Origin of the sequence: Gemmatimonas aurantiaca, assembly GCF_037190085.1 — a bacterium.
In the GTDB taxonomy this organism is placed as follows: domain Bacteria; phylum Gemmatimonadota; class Gemmatimonadetes; order Gemmatimonadales; family Gemmatimonadaceae; genus Gemmatimonas; species Gemmatimonas aurantiaca_A.
Map to the genome: position 1 here is coordinate 26,783 of NZ_JBBCJO010000010.1, position 25,120 is coordinate 51,902.

Consider the following 25,120-nt stretch of genomic DNA (forward strand, 5'->3'; position numbering starts at 1 on the left):
AGCCGAAGAATGGGCTTCCTGCGTGCTGTTGGTCACCCAATCGATGGCCCCGGTTTTGCGACGGACGATCCCATCACGCTGCCTCGATTCGTCGCCCATTTCCCGGACCTGCTCATGATTCGCCCGTCGATCCTCCGCGGCATTGCCGCCCTGACGTTGCTGGTGTCGTCGTTCACGACGGCCGGGGCGCAGGGACGCATCTTCGTCAACAACGACGAGTGGACGCTCGACGCGTCGGGCCGTACGCAGGCCGGGAGCGCCAACGTCACCCAGTTCATGCGCAACGTGGCCTCGTGGCTCACGGGCGGCACGTCGGGCTCGGTGCTCATCGCCAGCGGCAACTTCGGGTTCCCGACAGCCGGCATCGGCGGAGACCTGAGCACGGGTGGTTACACCTTCACGACCACGAACAACAATGCCGGTGCCAATCTGGCGACGTTCGCCGGATACAGCGCCGTGTTCGTCGATGCCAGCACCGTCGCTGCGGTCGACAACGCGCAGTTGCAGGCCGATCTGCAGAGTTACGTGCTGGGCGGCGGCAGCGTGTTCGTGAACTTCGGGACGGGCGTTCTTTCTTCCGCGAACGAAGCGGCGGCGTTCAACACGTTCCTCGACTACTTCGGCATTCAGGCAGCGTCTTCGTACAACGGGATCGCCGGTGTACACAACACGTCGACATGGTCGACGGAAGCGCCGTATGGCGCCGCGCTCTTCACGGGTGTTTCGGGGCTCTATTCCAACAACGGCAACAGCCTGTCGCTGGCGGGATCGAACGGAGCCGGGTATACCGCCCAGCTCTTCGGCGACGGACTGTATGCGGCATCCGCACGGGCGAGCGTGGTACCGGAGCCGTCCACGGTGACGCTGCTCGTGGCGGGGCTGGCAGCCATCGCCATGGCCGCGCGCCGTCGGCGTGCGTGAACAACGGGACGGGCGGTGCGGCCGGGTCGCTTCCACGCGGAGGCGACCCGGTTTCGTTTGGGGCTCTGGCCTCTGGGATCTGACCACTGGCCTCTGGCGTCTGGGTCAGATTGTCAGACAGGGTCAGAGGTGAGAGATCAGCCGGTCAGAACTGAGACGGCGATCGAATTGAGAGATCAGACAACCACGAGGTCAGAAATCTGAGCGCTGGCGGCGACGACCGTTCGTGCGCGCCACCGGCTGCGGGCCGGGCGCCCGCAGGGTCCTCGGGGCGCGAAGCGCCCCGCAAAACGCCGAGCCCTCGCGTCAGCACCCCACCTGCGGGCGAAGTGCTCAGACCTCTCATCTCGTTGTTATCTGATTTCTCAATTCGATCGCCGTCTCAGTTCTGACCGGCTGATCTCTCACCTCTGACCCTGTCTGACAATCTGACGCCAGAGGCCAGAACTCAAATGACATTCCGCTCCAGCAGCGGCCTCCCTTCCCCAATTCTCGTCACGCGAAACGGCGTCAGGTCGAGCGTCTGATATCTGCCCGTCGCAATCAGTTCGGCCAGACCCCGGCCAACGACCGGCGCCTGCTGCAGCCCGTGTCCCGAAAATCCGCACGCCACGAAGACATTCGCGAATGGCGGGAGCGCGCCCACCAATCCGTTGTGGTCGAAGTCGTTCATCTCGTAGTAGCCCGCCCACGACGACGTCACCCGCAATGCGTCGAATGCGGGCACACGATGCGCGAGGGCCGGCCAGATGTGTTCGTCGAAGAGGCTGTGATCGACGCGATCGAGCGGGACATCATCGGCGTCCACGCGCGGAGGCGCGCCGCAGAGAAAACGGCCCGGTTCCGCTTCCGGCCTGAACCACACGCCACTGGGATCGATCAGCAGGGGCGCATCGGGCAGCGCCACGTCGGCTTCGATGGCAAAAACATCCCGTTTGCGCGCATGCACGGGAAGCGGCGCGCCGAGCAGATGGGTGACATGCCCCGACCACGCTCCCGCCGTCACCACCACCTCGTCCGCTTCGAATACCCGTCCTGTCGCATCGTGAATGGTGCGAACGTGTGCATCGTCCTGTGTGAAGCGCACCACATTCGCCTCGACGAACTGCGCGCCCGCCTCGATCGCGGCGCGGCGGAATGCCTGCATGGCCGCATAGCCGTCGAACCAACCCTCACCACTGGTGGGCGTGGAAAGCCCGAGCGATCCGAGCTCCAGATCATTCACGTGCAGCCACGGGAAACGCGCCGAGAGCGCCGCCGGATCGAGCAGGGCGGTGTGCACGGCGTGCTGTTGCTGCAGGGCATGTTGTTCACGAAGCACCGTCGCGCCCTCGGCAGTGGCCGACAGGTAGAGATATCCCGGTTCCACGAGACCGATGCGGGGCTGCTCGCCCGCCACCGCGAGCTGCGCACCGATGGCACGATAGAACAGCAGACTTTCCTGCGACACGCGGATGTTGATGGCGGTGGAGAACTGCTGCCGGATCGCGCACGCGGACCGTGCGCTGGATGCCAGCGCATAGGACATATCGCGCTCGAGCACGACGGCCCGGATCCCGTGTGTGTGTGCCAGAAACCATGCGGTTGCCGAGCCCATCACCCCGCCGCCAACGATCACCACCCGCCGGTCCGTCCGCCGATCCATACCCACTCCCGTCGTCGAAAAAATCCATCGGAATCCGCTCGTCGCGCTGCTGCGCATGGCGGCGCGATGTAGAATCGTGTCATGCCGGTCCAGAGACATGAAACGTCCGGAACGTCCGTGGCACGTCCATGACCCATTCGCCTGGAGGCAACCTGCTGCAGCATTGCACGGCTGACCAGATCCACGCCCAGCTCGATTGGCCGACGCTCGCCGCGACGCTGACCGCCGCGTTCATCCATCCGCCGGCGGTGCCGACACGGCATGCGCACACCCTGCGGCCACCCGGAACCAGCACCGCCGGCGGGGGTCCCGATGCGGGCCCCGATGCCAACGGCAAAACAGCCGCCGACATACTGCTGCTCATGCCGGCATGGAACACACGCTACATCGGCCTCAAGCTCGTGACCGTCATTCCCGACGCGCCACGACATGGCGGGCGAACGGTCGACGCCAGCTATCTGCTGCTCGATCGGGCCACCGGGGCGCCGCGCCTGCTGCTCGACGGTGAGGCTCTCACGGTACGGCGGACCGCCGCGACCTCGGCGGTGGCGGCCAGGGCGCTGGCACGTCCCGGCGCGCACACGCTACTGGTGGTGGGCACGGGACGCCTCGCCCCGTGGATGGCCCGGGCGCACTGTGCCTTGCAGCCGACGATCCGCCAGGTCCTCGTCTGGGGCCGCGATCCCGCGCGGGCCGCGGCGACTGCCGCGGAGGTTGCCGGTCAGTTGCGGGCCGATTCGCAGGTCGACTCGCAGGTCGGGCATGGCGGGATGCGTCATCACATGCCGGCCGTGGAATCGGTGGAATCGCTCGAATCGGCGTGCCGCAGGGCCCACATCATCACCTGCGCCACCACGGCCTCGACCCCGGTGATACAGGGCGCCTGGCTGGAGCCCGGCGTCCATCTCGATCTGGTGGGCGCCTTCACGCCCGACATGCGGGAGGTCGACGACCTGGCGGTCCAGCGGGCCCAGGTCTTCGTGGACGACTATCCTGCGGCGCTGCGCGAAGCCGGAGATCTCGTCCAGCCACTGGCGAGTGGCGCCATCGATCGCGATCATCTGCGGGCCGACCTCGGGGAACTCCTCCGCGGCACGCGTCCGGGCCGACGGACACCCGATGACATCACCCTCTTCAAGTCGGTGGGTCACGCGCTCGAAGACCTCGCGGCCGCGGCCCTGATCTTCGAGCGTCTGGCCATTCCGAATCCCACGTGACCTCACGTTTGCTCTCCCGCGTGAATTCCCGTGAATTCCCGTGAATCCCTCACGAATCCCACGACCATGTCGCCGGCCCCACGGTTCCCTGCACGCGCCGCCTCCCGGCTCCGACCGGTTCTGACCCGTACGCTCATCGCAGCCGGTGCGGTCGTCATCGGTCTTCTGACCGGCAGCCGCGCCGAAGCGCAGACGAATGCGGTCGATACCGTGGACGTGTTGCTCACGGGTGGGCAGGTGTACGATGGCACGGGTGCGAATGCCCGCACCGTGGCGGTGGGCATTCGTGGCGATCGCATCCGATTCGTGGGACCCGTCCCGCGCGGACTCGTGGCAAAGGAACGCATCGATGTGTCGGGGCTGATCGTCGCACCCGGCTTCATCGATCCGCACACCCATTCGTACGAAGGGTTGCCCCGGCTGGGCCCCACCGGCCGGCAGAATGCTTCCGCGCTCATGCAGGGGGTGACCACCGTGGTGCTGGGCGCCGATGGGCGCGGACCGATCGAGGTGCGCATGGTGCTCGACAGCGCGGAAAAGGCCGGCCTGGGCACAAACACCTATGCCCTTGTGGGATTCGGCACGGTGCGTGGTCGTGTACTCGGTGCGTCCTCGGCGCCGGCCACCCCGCGGCAGATCGAGCAGATGCGGGCGCTCGTCGTGCAGGCGCTGGAGCAGGGGGCCTATGGCGTGGGGTCAGGACTCTTCTACGCGCCGCAGTCGTATTCCAGCACGGAGGAAGTGCTGTCGGTGGTGTCCGCAGCCCGTCCATTCGGCGGCGTCTACGATACACATCAGCGGGACGAGAGCTCGTATACGATCGGTCTTTTTGCGTCGGTGGAAGAATCCATCCGCATCGGCTGCGGATCGGGACTCACGACGAATATCGGGCACATCAAGGCGCTGGGTGTGGATGTGTGGGGCAAGGCGGACAGCGTGCTGTCGATCATGCGTGCAGCCCGTGCGCGCGGTTGCGTGGTGGTGGCCGATCAGTATCCCTGGACGGCGAGTGGCACGGGACTCAGCGCCGCGCTGCTGCCGCGCTGGGCGCAGGCCGGTGGAGGCGATTCCCTGCGGGCCCGCATCGCCGATCCGGCTGTGCGCGCGCGCATCCTCACGGAGATGACGGAGAACCTGCGACGCCGGGGCGGTGACAGCACGCTGCTGCTCATCAACGGAGTCGGCGGGGCGGCTCCGTATATCGGCAAGACCCTGGCCCAGGTGGCGCGCGAGAGCGGCCGGCCGGCGGTGGAGGCGGCGCTCGATCTCATCGATCGTGGATTCGACATGGGTGTGGCGTCGTTCAACATGACCGAGGCCGACATCGAGACCTTCATGCGCGACCCGTTCGTCATGACGAGTTCCGATGGATCGGCGGGCCATCCCCGGCTCTATGGCACGTTCCCGCGCAAGATCCGCCGCTATGTACTCGACAAGCCGGTGATCACCATGGCCCGCATGGTCGAGGCCTCGTCGGGTCAGGTGGCACGCACGTACGGTCTCGCCGATCGGGGCGTGCTGCGCGCGGGTGCCTATGCCGATGTCATCGTGTTCGATCCGAAGACCATCCGGGAAGAGGCGACTTATACCGAACCCACGAAACTGGCAACCGGCATGCGTCACGTGTTCGTGAATGGCCGGCCGGCCGTGCGGAATGGAGCCGTGACCGGCGTGTTGGCCGGACGGGGTTTGCGGAAACGCTGAGCATTCGCGGGCAACGGGAGCAGCACCGCGAACACGGAGGGCATTCACCGTTTCGCGGACAAATGCGGCGGACGAGATGATCTCTCACGCGCCGACGAAGCGATGTGTCGCAACTGGTCCGCAGAAGTATCGGCCTGCGTCGACGCTGTTTCCCGTCCGGCAGCAGGGACGAAATCTGAATGATCCCCGGGTATCGGATTTCAGCTCTTCACGCGATGTCTCACGCGTGTTCGATCTGCATCCGATGAACACCCTGCTCGTGCACGCGTCCTTCCGGTGCAATCCCTGAGAGCACAACAGCCCATCGGCGGGTCGCGTCACCACACGCTTTCCCTCGCATGGCAGGGGCGATAGCTTAGCCAGTCACTCCCCTCCATCCGGCACATAGATGCCGTGGTCAACGACGTACGCTTCGACGACGTACCGGGAGTGAAGTCAGCGCTACCCCATACTGCCCCAGGAGGACTGATGGTCTCACGATCTGCCGTGGCCCGTGTGCTGATGGCGTTGCTGCTTGGTGCCAGCTTTGGTGCCGCAGCATCGGTATCGGCGCAAGGTCCGGCCGGCCGCGTTGTCGGTACGGTCTCGGATTCCGCTACCGGACAACCCCTGCAGTCGGTGCAGCTCTTTCTCTCGCGTGGAACCACGCGACTGGAAGCGCGCACCACTGCCGATGGACGATACACCTTTGTGAATGTGCCTGCCGGAACCTACGGCCTTGAAGCCATCCGATTGGGATATCGTCGTATCGAGCGGGCTGGGATCACCGTGAATGCCGGTGCCACGCTGACGTATGACCTCAAGATGGATGCGGCTGCGCTCAATCTGCAGGCCATGGTCACCACCGGTGTCGTCGATCCGGCCAGTGGCACGCGGGTGCCGTTCACGGTGGGTCGTGTGAGTGCCGAGGACGCGCCGGTGCCGGCGTCGAACGCGCTCGAAACCATTCAGGGCAAGATCGCCGGTGTCAGCGTGGTGCCCGCCGGTCAGGCGGGCGGCGGGACGAACATCATGTTGCGCACGCCCACGTCCATCTCCAAGGGCAACTCGCCGCTCGTCGTCGTCGACGGCGTGATCCAGTCGGCTTCGTTCGACGCGGCCAGCGCCGATCTGCAGTCGATGGACATCGAGAGTGTGGAAGTGGTGAAGGGCGCGGCCGCGGCGTCGCTGTACGGCTCGCGCGCCTCGTCCGGCGTCATCCAGATCCAGACGCGGCGCGGCACCAACCTCGCCGAAGGCACCACCAAGTTCACCGTCCGTTCCGAGTATGGTTCGAACGAACTGGGGCACAAGGTGCACTGGGCGGAGAACCATCCGTATGTAGTGGACGCCCAGGGCAACTGGCTCAATGCCGCGGGACAGGTCGTGCCGCGTGAACAGCGCATCGCCAAGCCGGCGTACACCTCCTTTCAGGACGGCATCTACAAGGCCGGCACGCTCTACGATCAGGTCGACCGCTTCTTCAACCCGGGCAACTTCGCCCGCAACTCGCTCAACATCGCGCAGAACGGCGGCAAGACCAACTGGTTCTTCTCGTACGTGAACTCGCGCGAAGACGGCGTGGTGCTCAATGCCGGCCGCTACGATCAGAACGACTTCCGTCTCAATCTCGATCACCGGCCGCGCAGCGATCTGAGCATCGGCATCAGTGCGTATCACAGCCGCTCCAAGCGGCAGAACCTGTACGGCGATACGTTCTTCGACCTGATCAACCAGGCGCCCGACGTCGATCTCCGTCAGCCCGACCCCGATGGCACGCCGTACATCTTCCAGCCCGACTTCGAAGGGCGTGAAGAGAATCCGCTCTACGTGCTCGTCACGGAAGAGAACTACCGCAACCGGGCGCGTACACAGGGCAGCCTCTCGGCCAAGTACACGCCGCGTTCGTGGCTCACCGTCGACGGCAACCTGAGCTACGATCGTTCCGACCGGTACAACACCTTCTTCCTCGATCAGGGTGTCAAGACCGAAGGCTACGCCACGGGCGGGCCGGGCGAGATGTCCGTCTTCAACGGCACGACCAACGCGCTCAATGCCTCCCTGTCGGCCAATCTGCTGAAGCGTCTGGGCAGCTTCACGCTGCGCTCCACCGTGCGTGGCCTGCTCGAGCGGGAAACCAACAACGTCGCCACCGCCAGCGGCAACACGTTCGCCGCACCGGGCGTGAAGAGCCTCGACAACGTCACCCAGCGCTTCGTCACCTCCACCAACGAAAGCATCCGCACGAACTCCTTCTTCGTGAGTGCCGCGGCTGACTATCTCGGCAAGCTCATCGTCGACGGGCTGGTCCGTCGCGACGGCAGCTCGCTCTTCGGTCCGGAGGAACAGGAGAACTGGTACTATCGTGGCAGCGCGGCCTATCGCGTGTCGCAGGAAGACTGGTGGCCGTTCAAGACCTCGCTCAACGAGTTCAAGCTGCGCGTCTCGCAGGGCACGGCCGGCGGTCGTCCCGACTTCAACGACCAGTACGAGACCTACAACTTCGTCGAAGGTGGCGGCCTGGTGAAGGCCAATCTCGGCAATCGTTTCCTCAAGCCCGAGTATTCGAAGGAAACCGAAATCGGTATCGACGCCATCGTGAAGAACCGGTATTCGATCCAGCTTTCGTACGCGCGCCAGAAGACCACCGAGCAGCTCATCCTGATTCCGCTGGCCGGCTTCTTCGGCTACGCCAATCAGTGGCAGAACGCCGGTACCGTCACCGGCAACACGTACGAGGCCACGTTCGAAGCCCAGATCGTGCGTCGTCCGACCTTCACGTGGCGTTCGGGCCTCGTGTTCGACCGCTCGCGCAACAAGATCACCGAGTTCAACCGGTCCTGCTTCACCACGAACACCATCCAGTACCGTTGCGCCAACGAAACGCTGGGCAACATGTACGGCTTCGCGTTCATGCGGAATGCCAACCAGTTGCCGGCGGCGGCTGCCGCCCGCGCCAGCGAATTCCAGGTGAACGACGACGGCCTGCTCGTGTGGGTCGGTGCCGGCAACAACTTCACCGACGGCGAAACGAAGAAGCTCTGGGGCACGACCACGACCATCGGCGCCACCAACTACGGCTGGGGCCAGGCCATCCGCCAGGTCGACTCCCTCGGGAATCCGGCCGTCGTGCGCATCGGTGACGGCAACCCCGACTTCCGTCTCGGGTTCTCCAACACGGTGGGCTGGCGCAGCCTGCAATTGTTCATGCTGTGGGATACACAGGTGGGCGGCGATGTCTACAACCGCACCAACCAGCGCATGTATCAGTATGGCCGCAGCCGTGATGTCGATCAGGCCGGCAAGCCGCAGGAGCTCAAGAAGACCACGGCGTACTACGTGGCGTTGTATTCGGCCAACGATCCCACCGACTACTTCGTCGAGAACGGTGGTTACGTGAAGCTGCGCGAGCTCTCGCTGAAGTACCGCGTGCCGAACCGTCTGGTGCGCGCGCTGGCCAGCGCCGGCGTCGAACAGATGTCGTTGTCCCTCATCGGTCGCAATCTGCTCACGTTCACCAACTACAAGGGTTACGATCCCGAAGTGGGCACCGTACTCAACCGGTTCGACAGCTTCGTCTATCCGCGCTACCGCACGTTCACGGGTAGTGTCGAGATCACCTTCTGACCGGCGAGCCTTCACATGATTTCCTCACTCAAGAAGTACACGCTCCCGGTCGGGCTGACTCTCGTGGCGGCATCCTGCCAGAGCCTCGATGTCGTCAATCCGAACCGTCCCGATGCGGCCCGCGCCACGGCGCAGCCGATCACCACGGAAACCTTCGTCGCCACCTCGTTCCGTACGTGGTGGCCGGTAGGGGGACACGACGACTATCCGGCGTGGGCCTTCGCCACCATGGCCCGCGAGATCACTTCGGGCTTCGCCGATTTTGGTCAGCTCGAGCTCTCGGCCGAGCCCCGGTCGTCGTGGAACAACAGCCCGGTGAATGCGCGTCGTGCCGTGGCGGAAACGCCGTGGTACGGACTCTATCGCACCATCTCGACGGCCAATGATGTGGTGGCGGCGATCGATCGTGGTCTCGTGATCGAGAACGCCACGCGCACGGCCCGGGCGAAGGCCATGGGCCAGTTCATGCAGGGCATCTCGTACGGCTATGTCGGTCTCTATTTCGACAAGGGACCGCTCATCGACGACAAGACGCAGCTCGATACCATCCGCACGCCCGAGTTCTCCGATTACAAGGCGATCACCACGGCCGCGGTTGGGTATCTCGATGCGGCCATCGCCACCGCGAACACGCAGCCGGGCATGACGTTCCCGGCGGACTCGTGGCTCTTCCAGTCGTTGAACAAGGATCAGTTCGTGCGTCTCGCGAATTCCTTCGCGGCGCGCATCCTGGTGTACTCGGCGCGCTCGCGTGCCGAACGCGCCGCGGTGAACTGGGCCGAAGTGATCCGCCGGGTCGACGCGGGTATCCAGACGGATTTCCAGCCCACCGCGCAACCCGACATCCTCTGGGATGACTGGAAGCGTCTGGTGGCCCGTCTGCGTACCGCCGGTCGTCCATCCGATTTCGGTCGTCCGAGCTACTGGCTCATCGGACCGGCCGATTCCTCGAACGGGTGGAGGAACTGGGTGGCCACGGACAACGCCACGCGTCAGCCGTTCCAGATTGTCACGAAGGATCGGCGCATCCAGGGTCCCACGGGCCCGGCGTCGGTGGGCAAGTACATGGGTTACAACCAGAACACCATCTTTGCCGCCGATCGTGGCACCTACCGTTGGTCGTATTACTACTACAAGCGCAACGGAACCGATCTCACGTGGCAGACCGGTCCGCAGGTCGCCATGACGGTGACGGAGATGGATCTGCTCAAGGCTGAAGCGCTCATCCGTCTCGGACGTGCGGCCGAAGCGGTACCACTCATCAACAAGTCCCGCGTGGCCAACGGCGAACTGCCGCCGGTCACCACCGATGGTCCGCCTGATGGGCCGGGCTGCGTGCCGCGCAAGGAGAACGGTGCGTGCGGCAGCCTGTGGGATGCCCTGCGGTATGAGAAGGGCGTGGAAGGCATAGGGGTGAGCGGCGTGATCGCATTCTTCGATGCCCGCGGCTGGCAGACGTTGCCGGAGAACACGCCCATCCATCTCCCCATTCCCGGTCGCGAATTGCAGACGCTGCAATTGCCGCTCTACACCTTTGGTGGCCCCGGCGGTCAGGGCAGCGCGCCGGCGCGTGATCCGGAGCGGTGCCCGGTGAGTGGACTCACGCGGTGCCCGTAGCGGCAGTCGTGGGTTTGGGGTCGCAGGTTTGGCGGTGAACGCCAGGTGAACAACAAAGCGGGCCCGGGACAGAGTCCCGGGCCCGCTTTGTTGTTCACCACCAGACCTGCAACCAGCAACCAGGAACACAGACTATGCCGCGTAACGTCATCGCTCTTTCATCAGCGATCTGACGTCGCGTGCCCCGTGAACGACGGCGACAATTTGCAACGGTGCCGTCGCGTCGTTGTAGACGATGAAATAGGAGTGAATGCTCCAAAATCGGAGGGGACGTTCCGTCAGATCCTTTCGAGTATGGCCGATGCGTGGGTGCTCGCCCAGAAGTTCAAAAGCCTCGATGAAAGCCGCATACACGATCAGCGGCGCATCTTCACTGCGTTCCGCGAGATGCTGGATGATTCCGTCGATATCAGCTTCTGCCGCTGATGTGAGGAGATACCGAGAAGCCGTCACGCGCGCTTCTTCGAGCGGCCTTTCAAAGTGGCTTCCATGCGCGACTTGATGCGCTCCATCGCTGCCGGCCCATCGACCAGTTGACCGTTCTGGGCCTCTTGCCAGCCATGTTCGATTCTTGCGCGCGCGCCCGCGGCCCACTCGGCTTTCGATTCGTCGGCAGCCTGGAGCAACCGCAATCCGTCGCGGACCACTTCACTGGCGGACTTGTAGGTACCACCATCGACCTTCGAGGCCACGTACTCTTCGAGCTCTGGAGTGAGTGAAACATTCAAACTCACGAGGTACCTCCGGCTAGGTGTTGCCGGAGAATACCCCGAACCTCCGGGGATGTCAAAGTGTGACATTGTGCATGAGAAGACCCGACTCGCCACGAACCCGCCACCCAAACCCAAAGCGGGCCCGGGACTCTGTCCCGGGCCCGCATTGGTATCGAATAGCGGATGGTGCGTCGTGCGTGCGGTTACTGCGACACCGACTTCGCCGCCGCCGCCACATGCTCGGCCGTGATGCCGAACTTCTCGTACAGCACCTGATACGGCGCGCTGGCGCCGAAACGCTCGATGCCCACGATGGTGCCGGTATCGCCCACCCAGCGGTACCACGACATGGGATGCGCGGCTTCCACGGCCACTCGCGGCACACCGGCGGGCAGCACGTGATGGCGGTATTCGATAGGCTGCTGCGCGAACAGCTCGAGGCTCGGGCAGCTCACCACACGCGCGTGAATGCCGTGTCCCGACAACTGCTCACGCGCGGCCAGCGCGATCTCCACTTCCGAACCGCTGGCCATCAGCACCACGTTGGGCACGCGACCGGCGGCATCGGCCACGATGTAAGCGCCATGCGGGACACCGGCGCGCGCGCGGGCCGGTTCGCCGAAGTACGACAGCTTCTGCCGCGTGAGCACGATGGCCGTGGGACCACTGCGATGCCGCAGCGCGAACCGCCAGGCTTCGCTCACTTCATCGGCGTCGGCCGGACGCAGCACCACGAGATTCGGAATGCACCGCAGCGCGGTGAGATGCTCCACCGGCTGATGCGTGGGACCGTCTTCGCCGAGACCGATGGAGTCGTGCGTGAACACGTAGATGGCCTGCACGCCCATCAGCGCCGCGAGACGGATGGCGGGCCGCATGTAGTCGCTGAACACGAGGAACGTGCCGCCATACGGGATGATGCCGCCGTGCAGTCCCATGCCGTTCATGATCGCGCCCATGGCATGCTCACGGATGCCGAACGGGAAATTGCGACCGGCCGGTTCCAGCGCCGAGAAGAGCGGCGCGCCCTTCACCGTGGTCAGATTGGAGCCCGAGAGATCGGCGCTGCCGCCGATGAGTTCCGGCAGCACCGGCGCGATGGCGTTGAGCACCACGCCGCTCGCCGCACGGCTCGCCACGTTGCCACTCTTCGCGTCGAACGTGGGGAAGGCGGCGTCGAGGGAATCGGGCAGCGCGCCCCGCAGGCGACGCGTGAATTCGGCGGCCAGTTCGGGATACGCGGCGGTGTAGGCGGCCCAGCGCTGCTGCCAGTCGGCATGGGTCGTGGCGCGCGCCGCGGCGGCTTCGTGCCAGTGTGTACGTGCGGCATCCGGCACGAAGAACGGCTCGGTGCCCGGCCAGTCGTATGCCTGCTTGGTGAGCGCGATCTCGTTCGTGCCCAGCGGCTCGCCATGCGCTTTCGCGGTGTCCTGCCGGTTCGGCGATCCGTATCCGATGTGCGTCTTCGTGATGATGAGCGACGGACGCTGCGTGTCGGCCTTGGCGGCCGCGATGGCGGCATCGATCGCCGTCAGATCGTTCACATCGGCGATGTGCAGGACCTGCCAGCCGTACGCTTCGAAACGCTTCGCCGCATCGTCGCTGCAGGTGAGCGACGTGCTGCCGTCGATGGTGATGCCGTTGTCGTCGAAGAAGCCGATCAGCTTGCCCAGCTTCATGTGGCCGGCGAAGCTCGCGGCTTCGTGCGAGATGCCTTCCATGAGGCATCCGTCACCGGCAATGAACCAGGTGTAGTGATCCACCACCGCATATCCATCACGATTGAACGTCGCGGCCAGGTGCGCTTCGGCCACGGCAAATCCCACGGCGTTGGCGACGCCCTGTCCGAGCGGACCGGTGGTGGTCTCCACGCCCTTCGTGTGATGCACTTCGGGGTGGCCCGGTGTCAGGCTGCCCCACTGACGGAAATGCCGGATCTCGTCGAGCGGCAGATCATATCCGGCCAGGTGCAGCGCGCCGTACAACAGCATCGACGCGTGACCCACCGAGAGGATCAGACGGTCACGATCGGCCCAGTCGGGTGCCGCCGGATCGTGACGCAGGTGCTTCGCGTACAGCGCGTAGGCGAGCGGCGCCAGCGCCATGGGAGTGCCGGGGTGTCCGGACTCGGCGGCCTGGACGGCGTCCATGGCCAGCGTGCGAACGGTATCGATCGCCAGACGCACGGTTTCCGGCGAGGCGACAACAGCAGCAGAAGGAACGGACGAACCAGCAGACGCTGGCCCGGAGGGTGACGCAGCGGACACGAAGCGCTCCGAAGAGATCAGGGCACGGACCCGGGGAAAGGGTCTCGAACGGACGGGCGGGCGCATCCAGTCGCCGATGCGCCACAGCCCTGAAATCTAGCCAGGGTCCGCTCAGCGAGCGGCCAGGTACCGGTCCCGCGTGATCCCGAGATGATGCGCCATGTGTCCGGTGATCATCCAGATCAGCGCCCGACTCGAAACGGCGTGATTGGAGGCCGTCCCGGTCCGGGTCAGCGCCGTGTCATCGAGCGAACGCACCAGCGTCAGCGTGGCGGCCCGCACCGATTCCAACTCGCCGATGATGTCCTCCAACGAGCGGCGGCTCGCCCGGCTTTCGGGAACCCAGGCGTCCTGGTCGAAACCCGGCAATGGTGTGCCGTCCGCACGCGCGACCCGGAGCAGGCGGTAGGCAAACACCCGCTCCGTGTCGGCCACATGCAGCAGCGATTCGCCCAGCGTCCACTTGTCCGGTGCATAGGCAAATGCCCCAATATCCGCCGGCGCTCCGGCCAGCATCTTCCGCAGAAGACCCGGTTGAGATTCCAACAGCTTCACGACATCATCGGATCCTGACGCCGCCAGCGCGGCCTCCGTGGCTTCGATGTACGGGAGCGCCCACGGCGCGTGTTCGGAAGTGCTGGGACGGAGGCTGGGCATTGGAGGGGTGGTGAATGGCGGGTTCAGAACCCGAGGCCAAACACCACGGAGAAGCCCCGGTTCCTGGGTGACACGTTGTCGACCGATTCCTTCGCGATCGACGAGAAGCCCTGATTGTAGCGCAGCTGCGCGAATACGGAGCGTCCGAGCAGCGATCCCGTCAAGCCGACGCCGGCGATCCCGCCGATATCGGTCTTGGCAAAGGGATCGCTGGATGCGGCGGCTCCGGCTTCCTCGCCCAGCTCGCCTTCATCACAGTCCGTGCTGATCGATCCCGCACCGGCCGCTTCCAGGCTCACCGAGCAGGAGGCACGCAGGGAAAACGCGGGGCCGACCGTGATGAACGGATGCCAGCTGCCGCGGCTGCCGAGGTCCAGCCGGACCAACACCGGAATCTCCACGTAGGCGAGCCGGAATCCGATCGCGAGGTCACCCGTGCTCTGCGCTTCACCGAGATCGACGGTGGTCTCCAGCTTGCCGCCCTTCTGCGAGTAGTGCACCTCGGGCTGCAGCGAGAGCGCGCCTTTCACCGGAATCATGGCAAAAAGACCGCCCTGCAGACCCAGGCGTCCCTTGCTTTTCAGCATGTTCGCACCGATGTCGGCGGACTTGTCGAGATCGGTGATGGACGTGAGGGCCGGACCGGCCAGCGTACCGAATTGTACGGACGACTGCGCGGCACTCGGAGCAGCCATGGCAAGCGTTGCCACAGCAATGGACACGAAGGAACGGGCAATGAAGGAAGGCATCTATGACTCCAGGGTGTTGAGGGCTGGCGCGCACCGAGGAGTTCGGCGCGCCAGCTAGAAACCGAGCATACGGGCCACCGCATTCAGGGTTTCGCGACGATGATCGTCGTGATCACCGGGCACGGCGCCCTGAGCGAGACGTGGCGAACCGCCGCCGCGACCACCCACCAACTGCAGTGCGGCGCGGAGTTCACGACCCGCGTCGCAGGCCACATCGGCGGCTGATGCGAGCAGTACTCCGCCCATGGCCGGATTTGTCACCAGCATCAGGCAATTCCCGCGCGCGATGATCTGCTGCGCCAGCGGCTCCGCGTCCTTCACCGCGCCCGCCACGGCGACACGCACGCGGCGGATACCGTTGCCGTCCACCGGCGCTTCCGTCCACAGGGCCGATGCCTCGTGTTTCGCCAGCTCGAGAGTGAGTCGCTTGTGCTCCCGTTCGAGCTCCACGACGCGTTGCTGCAGCTGTTCCACGAGCGCCGGCACATCCTGCGGTGCCGCCGACAGCGGTCGCGCCGTGCGGGTGAGCAGTTCGGCGTCGGCCCGCGCGCGTGCCACGGCGCGGTGTCCACACACGAACTCGATGCGCACATGGCCACGCGTCTTCTCCGCGCGGCGCAACAGGATGGCGCCGATCTCCGCGGTGCGCGAAACATGCGTGCCGCCGCAGGCGCTGCGATCGAGTCCGTCGATCGTGACGATGCGCAGCACACCCTCGCGATCGCTGGCCTTGCGCAGTCCCGACGCGGTGGCGGCGTCTTCGTAGCTGATGGTCACGTCGAGATTGTCCAGCGCGAGCGTGTTGACGCGCGCTTCGATCTCGGCGAGTTGTTTGATGAGCTGTTCCGCGAGTTGCTCGGCTGACACATCATTCGCCGACCCGTCCATGGCCGCGTCCACGGCCACGTCCACCGTCGACGTGACGTCGCCGAAGTGCACGCTCACCGTGGGCCAGCCATATCGATCGGCCAGCAGCGCGGACAACAGATGCTGTCCGGTGTGCTGCTGCATGTGATCGATGCGTCGCCCCATGTCGATCTGACCCACCACCATCGCCCCCACGGGAAGCCCGAGGGGTTCGGCCAGATGATGCGCGATCCGCTCGTCTTCATCCACCACGTCCACCACCGGCACTTCGGCCAGCCAGCCCAGATCGTGGGGCTGACCGCCCGATGTGGGATAGAAGGCCGAGCGATCGAGATAGACGACCCGTCCCTCGTTGGCGATGTCCGTCACGATCGCACTGAAGCGCGCGAGGGTGGCGTCGTCGTAGTAGAGGCGTGCGGTGTCGGATGTGCGCGCGGACGATTCGGACATGAGTGGAAGCGGGTGTCGGAACGGGACAGGCGGGTATCTTAGGCAATATGCCACTTTGCGATACGCGCTTTCGCAGCCGCTCCCGCGGCCGCCTGCCGGGCATCGTCCGGCTGCTGGCTGTCTCCGTCCCTGTCGCCCTGGGATTGGCGGGATGCCAGGTGCTCACGCCACCGCCGGCCACGCAACAGGCTCCGCTGCCGGTGATGGAGACACCGGTGCAGCCGCCCCGTGTGCCGATGCCCGATGCACCGGCCGATCCCGAACCGGATCCGGCGCCGTCCGACTCCGCCGGTGTGGCGCGACTCGTACGCCTCGCGCAGGTGTGGCATCTGATCGCGTTGCATCACCCGGCCGTGGCCGTGCGTGGCGCGCCGCTCGATTCCGCGTTCATCCGGGCCGTGACGCTGGTGCGCCGAGCGCAGGATCCCGCGCTGCTGCAGGTGGCTTATGCCCGGTTCCTGGCCGTGCTCGATGATCCGCTCACGCGGGTGGAAGCGACTCCGGAGACGACACCGGACGCGCGCGTGGTGTCGGCCGGCAGTGCCGCGGTGGGAGAGACCGCCGTGGGAGAGATCGCCGTGGAACGCACGGCCGACAGCATTCTCGTCATCCAGATGCCCACGGCGACGCGGTATTCCTCGCGCGCCGAGGTGGCGTTGCGGGAGGCGCTGGCCTCGGCGCCGGCGCGAGTAATTCTCGATCTGCGCACATCGGCCGCGGGCACCTCCGCGGGGGGCGCCTCCACGGCGGGCATCTCCACGGCCATGGCCGCCCTATCCGCCGATCCCGACAGTCTCGATGCGTTCGTGGCGAAGATGGAGCTCGGCGAGCGACTGGCCAGTGTGCCGTTTTCGCGCAGCACCGTGCGTGTACGCCGCGTGGGTGGTGCACGCGATGTGCAGGGGACGTGGTACTACGACGATTCCTGGCTTGGACGTGACGGGGTGCTGGTGGCCGCGCGCGCATCCACGCCGCGCCGGGTGATGGTGCTGGCCAATGCGCACACCGTGATGCCGCGGGCGGTGCTGGGCCTCATCGCCACGGGACGCGGCACACTCATCGCCGAGGGCGCGCTGCGCGATGATGCCCTGGTGCCCAGTGTGCTGGTGCCCGTGGGCAGCGGTCTTTCGGTGCGCATCCGCACCGGTGAAGTGGTGCACGTGGATGGCAGCAGCGGTGTGCTGGCCGATACCACCGTTGCGCCCGCCGCCGCGGGCACGGTCACGGCGATGGACAGTGTGCCGGCGCTGCGGGCGGCCCTGCAGTTCCTGCGCACCGGTCGTGGTGTGCGGGCATCGCGCATGCCGATGGTGCGGGCGCCGGCCATGCTGCCGGGGTACTACGACACCGACCCTTATCCGTACATGGGCGCGCGCGTCCTCGGCGCGGCGCGCATCTGGAGTGCCATGCGGGCCCGTCATGCGCATCGGGATCTCTACGACGAGGATATCGATGTCGCGTTCGAGCGTGTCATTCCGAAGCTCGAAGCGGCACGCTATGCACACGAATATGCCGCGGCACTGCGGGATTTCGTGGGGGTGTTCGACGATGCGCAGGTGGCGCTCACCGGAGCATCGGCCGATTCGGTACGCGGTCTGGCCGCCGCGCCGTTCCGCGTGCGATGGGTGGACGGCCGGGCGATCATTTCCGACATCGTGCGTGACTCGGTGACGCAATCGCTGGGCATCGAACCGGGACTGGAAGTGGTGGCCGCCGACGGGTATCCCATGCCGGCGTGGATCAGCGAGCATCGTGGACGTGTGTCCGCGCCGAACGAATGGAATCGTCTGTATCAGCTCATGCAGCTGCTGCCGTACGGACCGGAAGGACGCATGTTGCTCCGCGTGCGCGACATGACGGGACGCGAGCGGCAGTTCGACGTACCGCGTCGGGAGAGTTACGTCCCGTTGCTGGCCACGGTCGAGCGACCCTGGCAGAACACGTCACGTACGCTGTCGTCGGGCATTGCCTATATCGACGTGAACCGTCTCACCGAACAGACCGTGGGGCCGGAGCTCGAACGCCATCGCGACGCGCGGGCGTGGATTCTCGATCTGCGTGGTGCGCTCCCCGATACCAGCGCGGTGTTCGCGCAGGTGCTGCAGGCCGTGCGTACGCGCCCGGTGGCGGTGACGGCGCGCGAACTGCATCGCTATCAGAGCGCGCCCTGCCTGGCGGTCACGTTGCGTGAAGCCACGCAGCAGTGCGCCGACGAACGTGAAGTGCGGGCCCGCATCAGCCGTGGCGATACGGCGTCGCACTTCAGCGGACGTCTCGTGGCACTGCTCGACGAACGCACCTCGGGCGCCATGGAACGACTGGCCATGGCGCTCGAAGCCAGCACCGACGTGACCTTCGTGGGCAGCACCACCGCCGGCTCTCCGGCGGAAACCGTGCGCGTGCCGTTGCCGGGTCAACTGTCGGTGGGCATTCCGGCCGCGGAGCTGCGCCGGGCCGATGGCGCACAGTGGCAGCGCGTGGGCATCACGCCCATCGTCGATGCCCGTCTCACCCATCGTGCGTTCCGCAGCGGGGCCGACGATGTGGTGGAACGCGCGCAGCAGTGGTTGGTGCAGCAGCTCGACGGAACACCACGCCGCCGGCGGTGAACGTCTCGCCAGCCAACGCGCGAACCATGAACACGTCGGGCGTGAACACCGCTCCGCTGCCCATCGACGGTGCGCTGCCGGAACTGCGCGAGGCGCTGCTGGCGCGCTCGGTCGCGGTGCTCGAAGCCCCACCGGGTGCGGGCAAGACCACCCGCGTACCCCTGGCACTGCTCGACCAGCCATGGATGACCGGCCAGCGGCTGGTCATGCTCGAACCGCGTCGGCTCGCGGCCCGGGCGGCGGCAACGTACATGGCGCGCACGATCGGTGAGTCGGTGGGCGGGACCGTGGGATACCGCGTGCGCGGCGACACACGCACCTCGGCGCGCACACGCATCGAGGTGGTGACCGAAGGTGTGCTGGCGCGCATGCTTTCGGCCGACGCCACGCTGGACGGTTACGGCGCCGTGCTGTTCGACGAATTTCACGAGCGTTCGCTGCACGCCGATCTCGGACTCGCCCTGGTGCTCGAAACGCAGCATGCCCTGCGCCCCGAACTGCGCGTGCTGGTCATGTCGGCCACACTCGATGGTCAGGCTGTGGCCAGTCTCATTGCCGACGAACATGGCGCCGCGCCGATCGTCCGGAGCGAAGGACGCATGTTTCCGATCGTCACGCATCATCGCGCCCCGCGGGCCGATGAACGCATCGAAGCCACCACGAGCCGGGTGATCCGCGAGGCGCTGCGGGACACGCCTGATCATGGGCACGGCCATGGGCATGGCGGTACACCGGGCACTGCAGGCGGCGATGTGCTGGTGTTTCTGCCCGGCGCCGGAGAGCAGCGTCGTGTGGCGGAGCGTCTGCAGGGTGATGCCGAACTCGCACGCGCGCGGGTGCAGGTGCATGTGCTGCACGGCAGCATGTCGTTGTCCGAGCAGGACGCCGCGCTGGCGCCCGCTGCCCCCGGCACGCGCAAAGTGGTATTGAGCACCAGCATCGCCGAAACCAGTCTCACGGTGGAAGGTGTGCGTGTGGTGATCGATGCCGGACTCTCGCGTATCCCGCGCTTCGACGCCGCGGCGGGTCTCACGCGTCTGCACACCGTCCGGGTGAGTCGGGCGTCGGCCGATCAGCGTCGGGGCCGGGCCGGCCGCACCGCTCCCGGGGTGTGTTATCGCCTGTGGGATGTGCACGAAGAGCACACGTTGCAGGCCAGTACGCGCCCCGAGATCGTCGACGCCGATCTCTCGTCGCTGGCGCTGGAGCTGGCCGATGCCGGCGTGCACGACCCCACTCAATTGCGATGGCTCGATGTGCCGCGGCCCGCGGCCTTCGCGCAGGCGCGCACATTGCTCACGCAGTTGGGCGCACTCGATACCGCGGGTCGCATCACCGTCCATGGCAAGCGCATGGCGGCCCTGCCGCTGGCGCCGCGCCTCGCGCATCTGATGCTCACGGCGACGACGCGGGGTACGGGCATGGCCGGTGCGGCCATCGCGGCACTGCTGGAAGAGCGCGACGTGCTGCGGGCCGACGTTGGACGCCCGCCGGCCGACCTGCGGTTGCGCACCGAGCTGCTGCGCCGCGATGGAGATGGGGGCAGCGCCGCCGGTCTGTTCGGCGCCTCGGTCGATCGTGATGCGACCCGTCGTGTGCGGCAGACCATGCAGGATCTGCTCCGACGCGGTAGTGCGGATCGCGACGAGGGCCACGATGTGGACCGCATCGATACCAACGCCTCATGGGACGACGATGATATCGGCGCGCTGCTCGCGCTGGCGTATCCCGATCGGGTCGCGCAACGGCGACCGGGCAGTGAACCGCGGTATCTGTTGCGGAATGGCAGCGGCGCTGCGCTCGACAAACGTGACGGACTCCACGATGCGCCGTGGCTGGCCATCGCCGAACTGGAAGGGCAGCCGCCGGAATACCGCATTCTCCGTGCGGCACCCATCACGCTCGAAGACATCACCGCCGACTTCGTCGATCAGTTCGTGCGGGAGCCACGCATCTGGTGGGACGACAATGCCCGCGCGGTCCGTGCGTTGCAACGCACCACGCTCGGCGCACTGGTACTCGAAGAGAAACCGTGGCGGGAAGCAGATCCGGAAGCCGTGCGCGCGGTGCTCGTTGCACAACTGCGACGCATGGGCGTCTCCGCCTGGCCATGGTCCAACGGAGCGGTGCGACTGCGGGAACGACTGGCCTTTCTGCATCATCACGATGCAACCAATACAACCGACGCCACGTGGCCCGATGTGTCCGACGATGCGCTGATGGCCCACCTCGACGACTGGCTCGGTCCGGCACTCGATGGTGTACGGACCTGGGCGCATCTCGAAGCCATCGACTGGCACGAGGCGCTGGCGTCCCTGATCCCCTGGTCGCAACGCGCGGCACTCGATCGTCTCGCGCCCACACACATCGAAGTGCCGAGTGGTTCGCGCATCGGCGTGGACTATGGCGATCCCGCGGCGCCGGTGTTGTCGGTGAAGCTGCAGGAGTGTTTCGGCTGGACCACCACGCCTACGCTGTTCGACGGACGTGTGCCGGTGACCATGCATCTGCTGTCACCCGCACAACGTCCCGTGCAGGTGACCCGCGATCTCGCCGGTTTCTGGAAGCAGGGTTATTTCGACGTGCGCAAGGAACTGCGTGGCCGGTATCCGCGCCATCCGTGGCCCGACGACCCGCTCACTGCCGCGCCCACGCGCCGCGCCAAACCGCGGGGGCAGTGAGCCGGTCCTACGCGAACGCCCCCGGCAGCACGCTCACGAAGGCTTTCATTTCGTCGGGAGTGCCGATGCTCACGCGGCACCAGTCGGTGTACGGCGGAAACGCGCGTCCCACCATGAAGCCCTGCCGCAGGAAATATCGCTGCATGTCGGCCGCGGGTTTGCCCGCATGGAAGAACACGAAGTTGCCCTGTGACGCCGTCGCCTTGCGGCCGGCCGCACGCAGACTGTCGAGCAGCAGCGTGCGTCCCTCACGGTTCTTCTGCTTCACGAACGCCTGATACTCGGTATCGCGCAGGGAGGCATTCATGGCGTGCAGACCGAACACGTTCGGATCACCGGTCTTGTATTGCGACAGGCGTTCGATGATGTCGGGACGGGCCACGGCGAAACCCACGCGCAGACCGGCGAGGCCATGGATCTTGCTGGCCGTGCGCGACACGATGATGGACTCGCCCTTGGTCACCAGGTCCACCATCGACCGGTGTCCGGGCACGTCCACAAAATCGTAGTAGGCTTCGTCCACGACCACCGGCGCACGCTTGCACGCGGTGGTCACGAAATCGCGCAGCGTCCGATCGTCGTGCAGCGTGGCGGTCGGGTTGTTGGGATTGCACACGAAGACGAGCTTCGTATTGCTGCCGATCCGAGCGTCCATCGCATAGAAGTCGTGATCCATGCGATCGTCCAGCGGAATCTTGTGCACCGTCGCCTTGAGCGTCGACGCATATCGCGGCAGATCCTCGAACGTGGGATGCGGCACGACCATCTCCCCGCCGTCCACGCCATAGGCCAGTGCTGCGGTGGCCAGCACCTCGCTCGATCCCTGTGTCACGAGCACGTATTCGGGCGGTACCCCGACATGCGCCGCGAAGGTCTCCCGCACCTGCTGACGGATGGGGGGTTCGTACCACGTGTGTTCGGTCCATCCGGCCATCACCGCGTCTTTGGCACGCGGCGACATGCCGAAGGGATTTTCGTTGTACATGAGGCGCACCGGTCCTGCCAGGCGTCGGGCCGTGGTGGCATCCTGTTCGAGTCGTGCCAGCAGTTCGCGGTACGACACGCCGCCGAGTACCCGCGTGGCTTCGTGAGCGGGCAGCAACCCGGGGAGCGCCACCGTGGCACCGAGTCCGAGGCCGGTGGTGCGCAGCCACTGGCGACGGGAGAGGGAGAAGGAAGGATCGGACATGGCGTCGGAGGGGGCGGACGGTCGTCGGCGCTGCGGAAGCCGGGGGCGGAAGCCGGTGGGGGAGACGTTACCGCTTGTCGACAGCTAATCGACAGCGTCGTGGTGGGGAGCGCCAGCGGGCACGACTATCTTGCGCCGCATGACCTGGCGCCGCTGGCTCGTCACCGTGTTGTCGTTCGTTCTGATGCTGGGTGTCTCGGCCTGGGTCGTTGCGTCCCACTGGCCGGACTCCGGCATGCCCTGGCTGGCCTGGCCGGTGCACGCCGCCGCGCTGGCCACCGTGACCGCGGAGATCATCACGCGGGCGCTCAAGATCCAGGCATCGGCGCGCGCCTGCGGCATTCCGCTGCGGTTCGGTACCGCGCTGCGTGTCTGCCTGGCGGGGGATTTTGCGGCCGCCATCACTCCAGCGCGATCGGGGGCGGAACCGGCGCGGTATCTGGTGCTCGCCGAGAGCGGCACGCCGCCCGCGTCGCGTGTGCTGGTGCTGTTTCTTGAACTGTTTCTCGAGATGTGCTCACTGACGGTGGTGTGCGTGGTGCTGGCGTGGCTGTTCCATGGACGGGGCACGTCGGTGAGCGGGCTGCTGGGATTGGTGGGAGGCTACAGCACCTTCGTGCTCGGTGTCGGCGCAGCCGGGTGGTTGCTGTCCCGCCGCAACGCGAATGGCCCACCACCGGCGTGGGCCCGCCGCGTCGGATTGCATGCCGGCCGGTGGCGGGGCATCCAGCGCACGTTGCGGTCACTGCGCGACGCCGTCGGGGCGCTGCGGCAGGCCAATCCGGGGCTCATGCTGCTGGCCTTCACGGGTTCGGTGCTGCATGTGCTGTTCAAGGTGGCCACCCTGCCCATGCTGGTGTTTCTCGGCGATCCCACCTTCGCGCTGACGATGGACACGCTCGCGCCTCTGGTGCTCTGGCCCCTGGCGCTGTTTTACGGCGGCGTGGTGGTGCCGGCGCCCGGTGGCGGTGGATTCATCGAAGGCGCATTCGCGGCGACATTGTCCAGCGCCATCCCGGCAGGGCTCTTCGCCGCCGCGCTGTTGTGGTGGCGCTTCTACACGTTCTATCTGTACGTCCTGATCGGGGGCGTCGCCGCGGGTGACGCCACGTTGCGTGCCCTGCGGCGCGGCGCACCCGCACACTCTCCGTCGGATATGTCATGAGTGGTCGTCATGAGTGATCGTGAAGTGCCCCGCTGGCAGCTCGTCGGCGGGTTTTTCATCATCTACGTCGTGTGGGGATCGACCTACCTCGCCATCAAATGGGGCGTGGCGACGATCCCGCCGTTCATGATGGGTTCGGCGCGTTTTCTGCTTGCCGGCGGTTCGTTGTATGCCTTCATGCGCTGGCGAGGAGCGCCGCGCCCCACCGCAGCCGAGTGGCGTACTTCGGCTATCGTGGGGGCGCTGCTGCTGTTCATCGGCAACGGCGCGGTCTCGTGGGCCAGTCAGCGCGTGAGTTCGGGCCTCACCTCGGTGATCGTCGCCACGGTGCCGCTGTGGCTGGTGTTGTGTGAAGCCTGGCAGGGCCGTCCTCCGCGCGTGCCGCAGATGGTTGGCGTGGCCATCGGTCTGGTGGGGGTGGGCCTGCTGGTGCTGCCCGTGGGCGGCGAGCGGCAGGCAGCGGTCGATCCGGTGGGCGCCATCGTGCTGGCCACCGGCGCGCTGTCGTGGACCATCGGGTCGTTGTATTCGCGCACGGCCCGCCAGTCGTCGTCGGCGGCGCTGGCCGTGGCCATGCAGATGCTGGCCGGCGGTGCGTGCATGGCCGTGCTGTCGCTGCTGCTGGGCGAGTGGCACCGGGTCAGCATGGACAGTGTGTCCAGCGCGTCGGTGCTCTCGCTGCTCTATCTCGCGACGTTCGGATCGCTGATCGGGTTCAGCACCTACATGTGGCTGCTCAAGGTCGCGAGCCCGACGGCCGTGGGAACGTATGCCTACGTCAATCCGGTGGTGGCGGTGCTGCTGGGGGTGGCGGTGGGCGGCGAGCGTCTGCCGAAGCTGGCCTGGGTGGCCATGAGCGTCATCGTGGGCGGCGTCGCGCTGGTCAGCCTGGTGGACGGCCGACGGCGGGCCGGGCTGAGGAGAGGCTGACGACGGGATGACGACGGGCCGGGGACGAACCGGAAGGCCTCGCGGGAGAGCCGTCGCCGGCCGGGAATCAAAAAGTGAATCCGAACGGGTCCACCGGCCGTAGAATATTCCACGACCTTTTCCCGGAGCCGCC

General features: G+C 66.3%; 17 protein-coding genes. 9 read left to right on the forward strand and 8 right to left on the reverse strand.

Features of this window, described 5'->3' with window-relative positions; all coding sequences use genetic code 11:
* Nucleotides 1-114 precede the first annotated feature (114 nt).
* Complete coding sequence (locus tag WG208_RS12390; RefSeq protein WP_337171675.1) at nucleotides 115-921, forward strand: PEP-CTERM sorting domain-containing protein; 807 nt, start codon at nucleotides 115-117, stop codon at nucleotides 919-921.
* A 448-nt stretch (nucleotides 922-1,369) separates the two neighbouring features.
* Here the strand turns inward: WG208_RS12390 and WG208_RS12395 are convergent, their stop codons facing one another.
* Nucleotides 1,370-2,566 (reverse strand): FAD-binding oxidoreductase, encoded by a 1,197-nt coding sequence (locus WG208_RS12395; RefSeq protein ID WP_337171676.1) that lies wholly within the window; start codon nucleotides 2,564-2,566, stop codon nucleotides 1,370-1,372.
* Nucleotides 2,567-2,694: 128 nt separating this feature from the next.
* Here WG208_RS12395 and WG208_RS12400 point away from each other — a divergent pair, with 128 nt between their 5' ends.
* The 4 genes from WG208_RS12400 (at nucleotide 2,695) to WG208_RS12415 (ending at nucleotide 10,710) form a co-directional block, all read left to right on the forward strand.
* A complete protein-coding gene (locus WG208_RS12400; RefSeq protein WP_337171677.1) occupies nucleotides 2,695-3,783 on the forward strand; it encodes a hypothetical protein in 1,089 nt (362 codons plus the stop codon).
* A 66-nt stretch (nucleotides 3,784-3,849) separates the two neighbouring features.
* Nucleotides 3,850-5,487, forward strand: a complete 1,638-nt coding sequence (locus WG208_RS12405; RefSeq protein ID WP_337171678.1) for an amidohydrolase family protein — start codon at nucleotides 3,850-3,852, stop codon at nucleotides 5,485-5,487.
* Between the two features lie 468 nt (nucleotides 5,488-5,955).
* Nucleotides 5,956-9,093, forward strand: coding sequence for a SusC/RagA family TonB-linked outer membrane protein (locus WG208_RS12410; protein WP_337171679.1), 3,138 nt, complete (start codon nucleotides 5,956-5,958; stop codon nucleotides 9,091-9,093).
* Nucleotides 9,094-9,108: 15 nt separating this feature from the next.
* Nucleotides 9,109-10,710, forward strand: a complete 1,602-nt coding sequence (locus tag WG208_RS12415; protein ID WP_337171680.1) for a hypothetical protein — start codon at nucleotides 9,109-9,111, stop codon at nucleotides 10,708-10,710.
* Nucleotides 10,711-10,857: 147 nt separating this feature from the next.
* Here WG208_RS12415 and WG208_RS12420 read toward each other — a convergent pair whose 3' ends face one another.
* From WG208_RS12420 to WG208_RS12445, 6 genes are all read right to left on the reverse strand, one after another.
* Nucleotides 10,858-11,163, reverse strand: a complete 306-nt coding sequence (locus WG208_RS12420; RefSeq protein WP_337171681.1) for a type II toxin-antitoxin system RelE/ParE family toxin — start codon at nucleotides 11,161-11,163, stop codon at nucleotides 10,858-10,860.
* Nucleotides 11,160-11,444: a type II toxin-antitoxin system ParD family antitoxin gene (locus WG208_RS12425; protein WP_337171682.1), complete on the reverse strand. Its 285-nt coding sequence runs from the start codon at nucleotides 11,442-11,444 to the stop codon at nucleotides 11,160-11,162. The genes WG208_RS12420 and WG208_RS12425 overlap by 4 nt, the downstream gene beginning before the upstream one ends.
* A 182-nt stretch (nucleotides 11,445-11,626) precedes the next feature.
* Nucleotides 11,627-13,609 carry a transketolase gene (tkt, locus tag WG208_RS12430; protein ID WP_337171683.1) on the reverse strand — a complete coding sequence of 661 codons (1,983 nt, stop codon included), beginning with the start codon at nucleotides 13,607-13,609 and terminating at the stop codon, nucleotides 11,627-11,629.
* A 192-nt stretch (nucleotides 13,610-13,801) separates the two neighbouring features.
* Nucleotides 13,802-14,347 (reverse strand): DinB family protein, encoded by a 546-nt coding sequence (locus tag WG208_RS12435; protein WP_337171684.1) that lies wholly within the window; start codon nucleotides 14,345-14,347, stop codon nucleotides 13,802-13,804.
* 23 nt (nucleotides 14,348-14,370) lie between these two features.
* On the reverse strand, nucleotides 14,371-15,096 hold the full coding sequence (locus WG208_RS12440) for a porin family protein (protein WP_337171685.1): 726 nt from the start codon (nucleotides 15,094-15,096) through the stop codon (nucleotides 14,371-14,373).
* A 54-nt stretch (nucleotides 15,097-15,150) separates the two neighbouring features.
* The gene (locus WG208_RS12445; RefSeq protein ID WP_337171686.1) at nucleotides 15,151-16,413 is read right to left on the reverse strand and encodes an alanyl-tRNA editing protein; all 1,263 of its coding nucleotides are present in this window, start codon (nucleotides 16,411-16,413) and stop codon (nucleotides 15,151-15,153) included.
* 47 nt (nucleotides 16,414-16,460) lie between these two features.
* Between WG208_RS12445 and WG208_RS12450 the strand changes: the two genes are divergently transcribed.
* On the forward strand, nucleotides 16,461-19,022 hold the full coding sequence (locus WG208_RS12450; RefSeq protein WP_337171687.1) for a S41 family peptidase: 2,562 nt from the start codon (nucleotides 16,461-16,463) through the stop codon (nucleotides 19,020-19,022).
* 26 nt (nucleotides 19,023-19,048) lie between these two features.
* Complete coding sequence (hrpB, locus tag WG208_RS12455; protein WP_337171688.1) at nucleotides 19,049-21,703, forward strand: ATP-dependent helicase HrpB; 2,655 nt, start codon at nucleotides 19,049-19,051, stop codon at nucleotides 21,701-21,703.
* A gap of 7 nt (nucleotides 21,704-21,710) precedes the next feature.
* On the opposite strand, the gene WG208_RS12460 is transcribed toward hrpB, so the two are convergent.
* Nucleotides 21,711-22,892, reverse strand: a complete 1,182-nt coding sequence (locus tag WG208_RS12460) for an aminotransferase class I/II-fold pyridoxal phosphate-dependent enzyme (RefSeq protein ID WP_337171689.1) — start codon at nucleotides 22,890-22,892, stop codon at nucleotides 21,711-21,713.
* A gap of 139 nt (nucleotides 22,893-23,031) precedes the next feature.
* Here WG208_RS12460 and WG208_RS12465 point away from each other — a divergent pair, with 139 nt between their 5' ends.
* Nucleotides 23,032-24,057, forward strand: a complete 1,026-nt coding sequence (locus WG208_RS12465; protein WP_337171690.1) for a lysylphosphatidylglycerol synthase transmembrane domain-containing protein — start codon at nucleotides 23,032-23,034, stop codon at nucleotides 24,055-24,057.
* Between the two features lie 9 nt (nucleotides 24,058-24,066).
* The gene (gene yedA, locus WG208_RS12470; protein ID WP_337171691.1) at nucleotides 24,067-24,987 is read left to right on the forward strand and encodes a drug/metabolite exporter YedA; all 921 of its coding nucleotides are present in this window, start codon (nucleotides 24,067-24,069) and stop codon (nucleotides 24,985-24,987) included.
* The last annotated feature ends 133 nt before the right edge of the window (nucleotides 24,988-25,120 follow it).

Coding starts and splice junctions, on each gene's coding strand:
- WG208_RS12450 (WP_337171687.1), top strand. CDS start 16,461: ATGCCACTTTGCGATACGCGCTTTCGCAGCCGCTCCCGCGGCCGCCTG.
- yedA (WP_337171691.1), top strand. CDS start 24,067: ATGAGTGATCGTGAAGTGCCCCGCTGGCAGCTCGTCGGCGGGTTTTTC.
- WG208_RS12415 (WP_337171680.1), top strand. CDS start 9,109: ATGATTTCCTCACTCAAGAAGTACACGCTCCCGGTCGGGCTGACTCTC.
- WG208_RS12460 (WP_337171689.1), bottom strand. CDS start 22,892: ATGTCCGATCCTTCCTTCTCCCTCTCCCGTCGCCAGTGGCTGCGCACC.
- WG208_RS12435 (WP_337171684.1), bottom strand. CDS start 14,347: ATGCCCAGCCTCCGTCCCAGCACTTCCGAACACGCGCCGTGGGCGCTC.
- WG208_RS12465 (WP_337171690.1), top strand. CDS start 23,032: ATGACCTGGCGCCGCTGGCTCGTCACCGTGTTGTCGTTCGTTCTGATG.
- WG208_RS12445 (WP_337171686.1), bottom strand. CDS start 16,413: ATGTCCGAATCGTCCGCGCGCACATCCGACACCGCACGCCTCTACTAC.
- WG208_RS12410 (WP_337171679.1), top strand. CDS start 5,956: ATGGTCTCACGATCTGCCGTGGCCCGTGTGCTGATGGCGTTGCTGCTT.
- WG208_RS12390 (WP_337171675.1), top strand. CDS start 115: ATGATTCGCCCGTCGATCCTCCGCGGCATTGCCGCCCTGACGTTGCTG.
- WG208_RS12405 (WP_337171678.1), top strand. CDS start 3,850: ATGTCGCCGGCCCCACGGTTCCCTGCACGCGCCGCCTCCCGGCTCCGA.
- WG208_RS12440 (WP_337171685.1), bottom strand. CDS start 15,096: ATGCCTTCCTTCATTGCCCGTTCCTTCGTGTCCATTGCTGTGGCAACG.
- WG208_RS12395 (WP_337171676.1), bottom strand. CDS start 2,566: ATGGATCGGCGGACGGACCGGCGGGTGGTGATCGTTGGCGGCGGGGTG.
- hrpB (WP_337171688.1), top strand. CDS start 19,049: ATGAACACGTCGGGCGTGAACACCGCTCCGCTGCCCATCGACGGTGCG.
- WG208_RS12400 (WP_337171677.1), top strand. CDS start 2,695: ATGACCCATTCGCCTGGAGGCAACCTGCTGCAGCATTGCACGGCTGAC.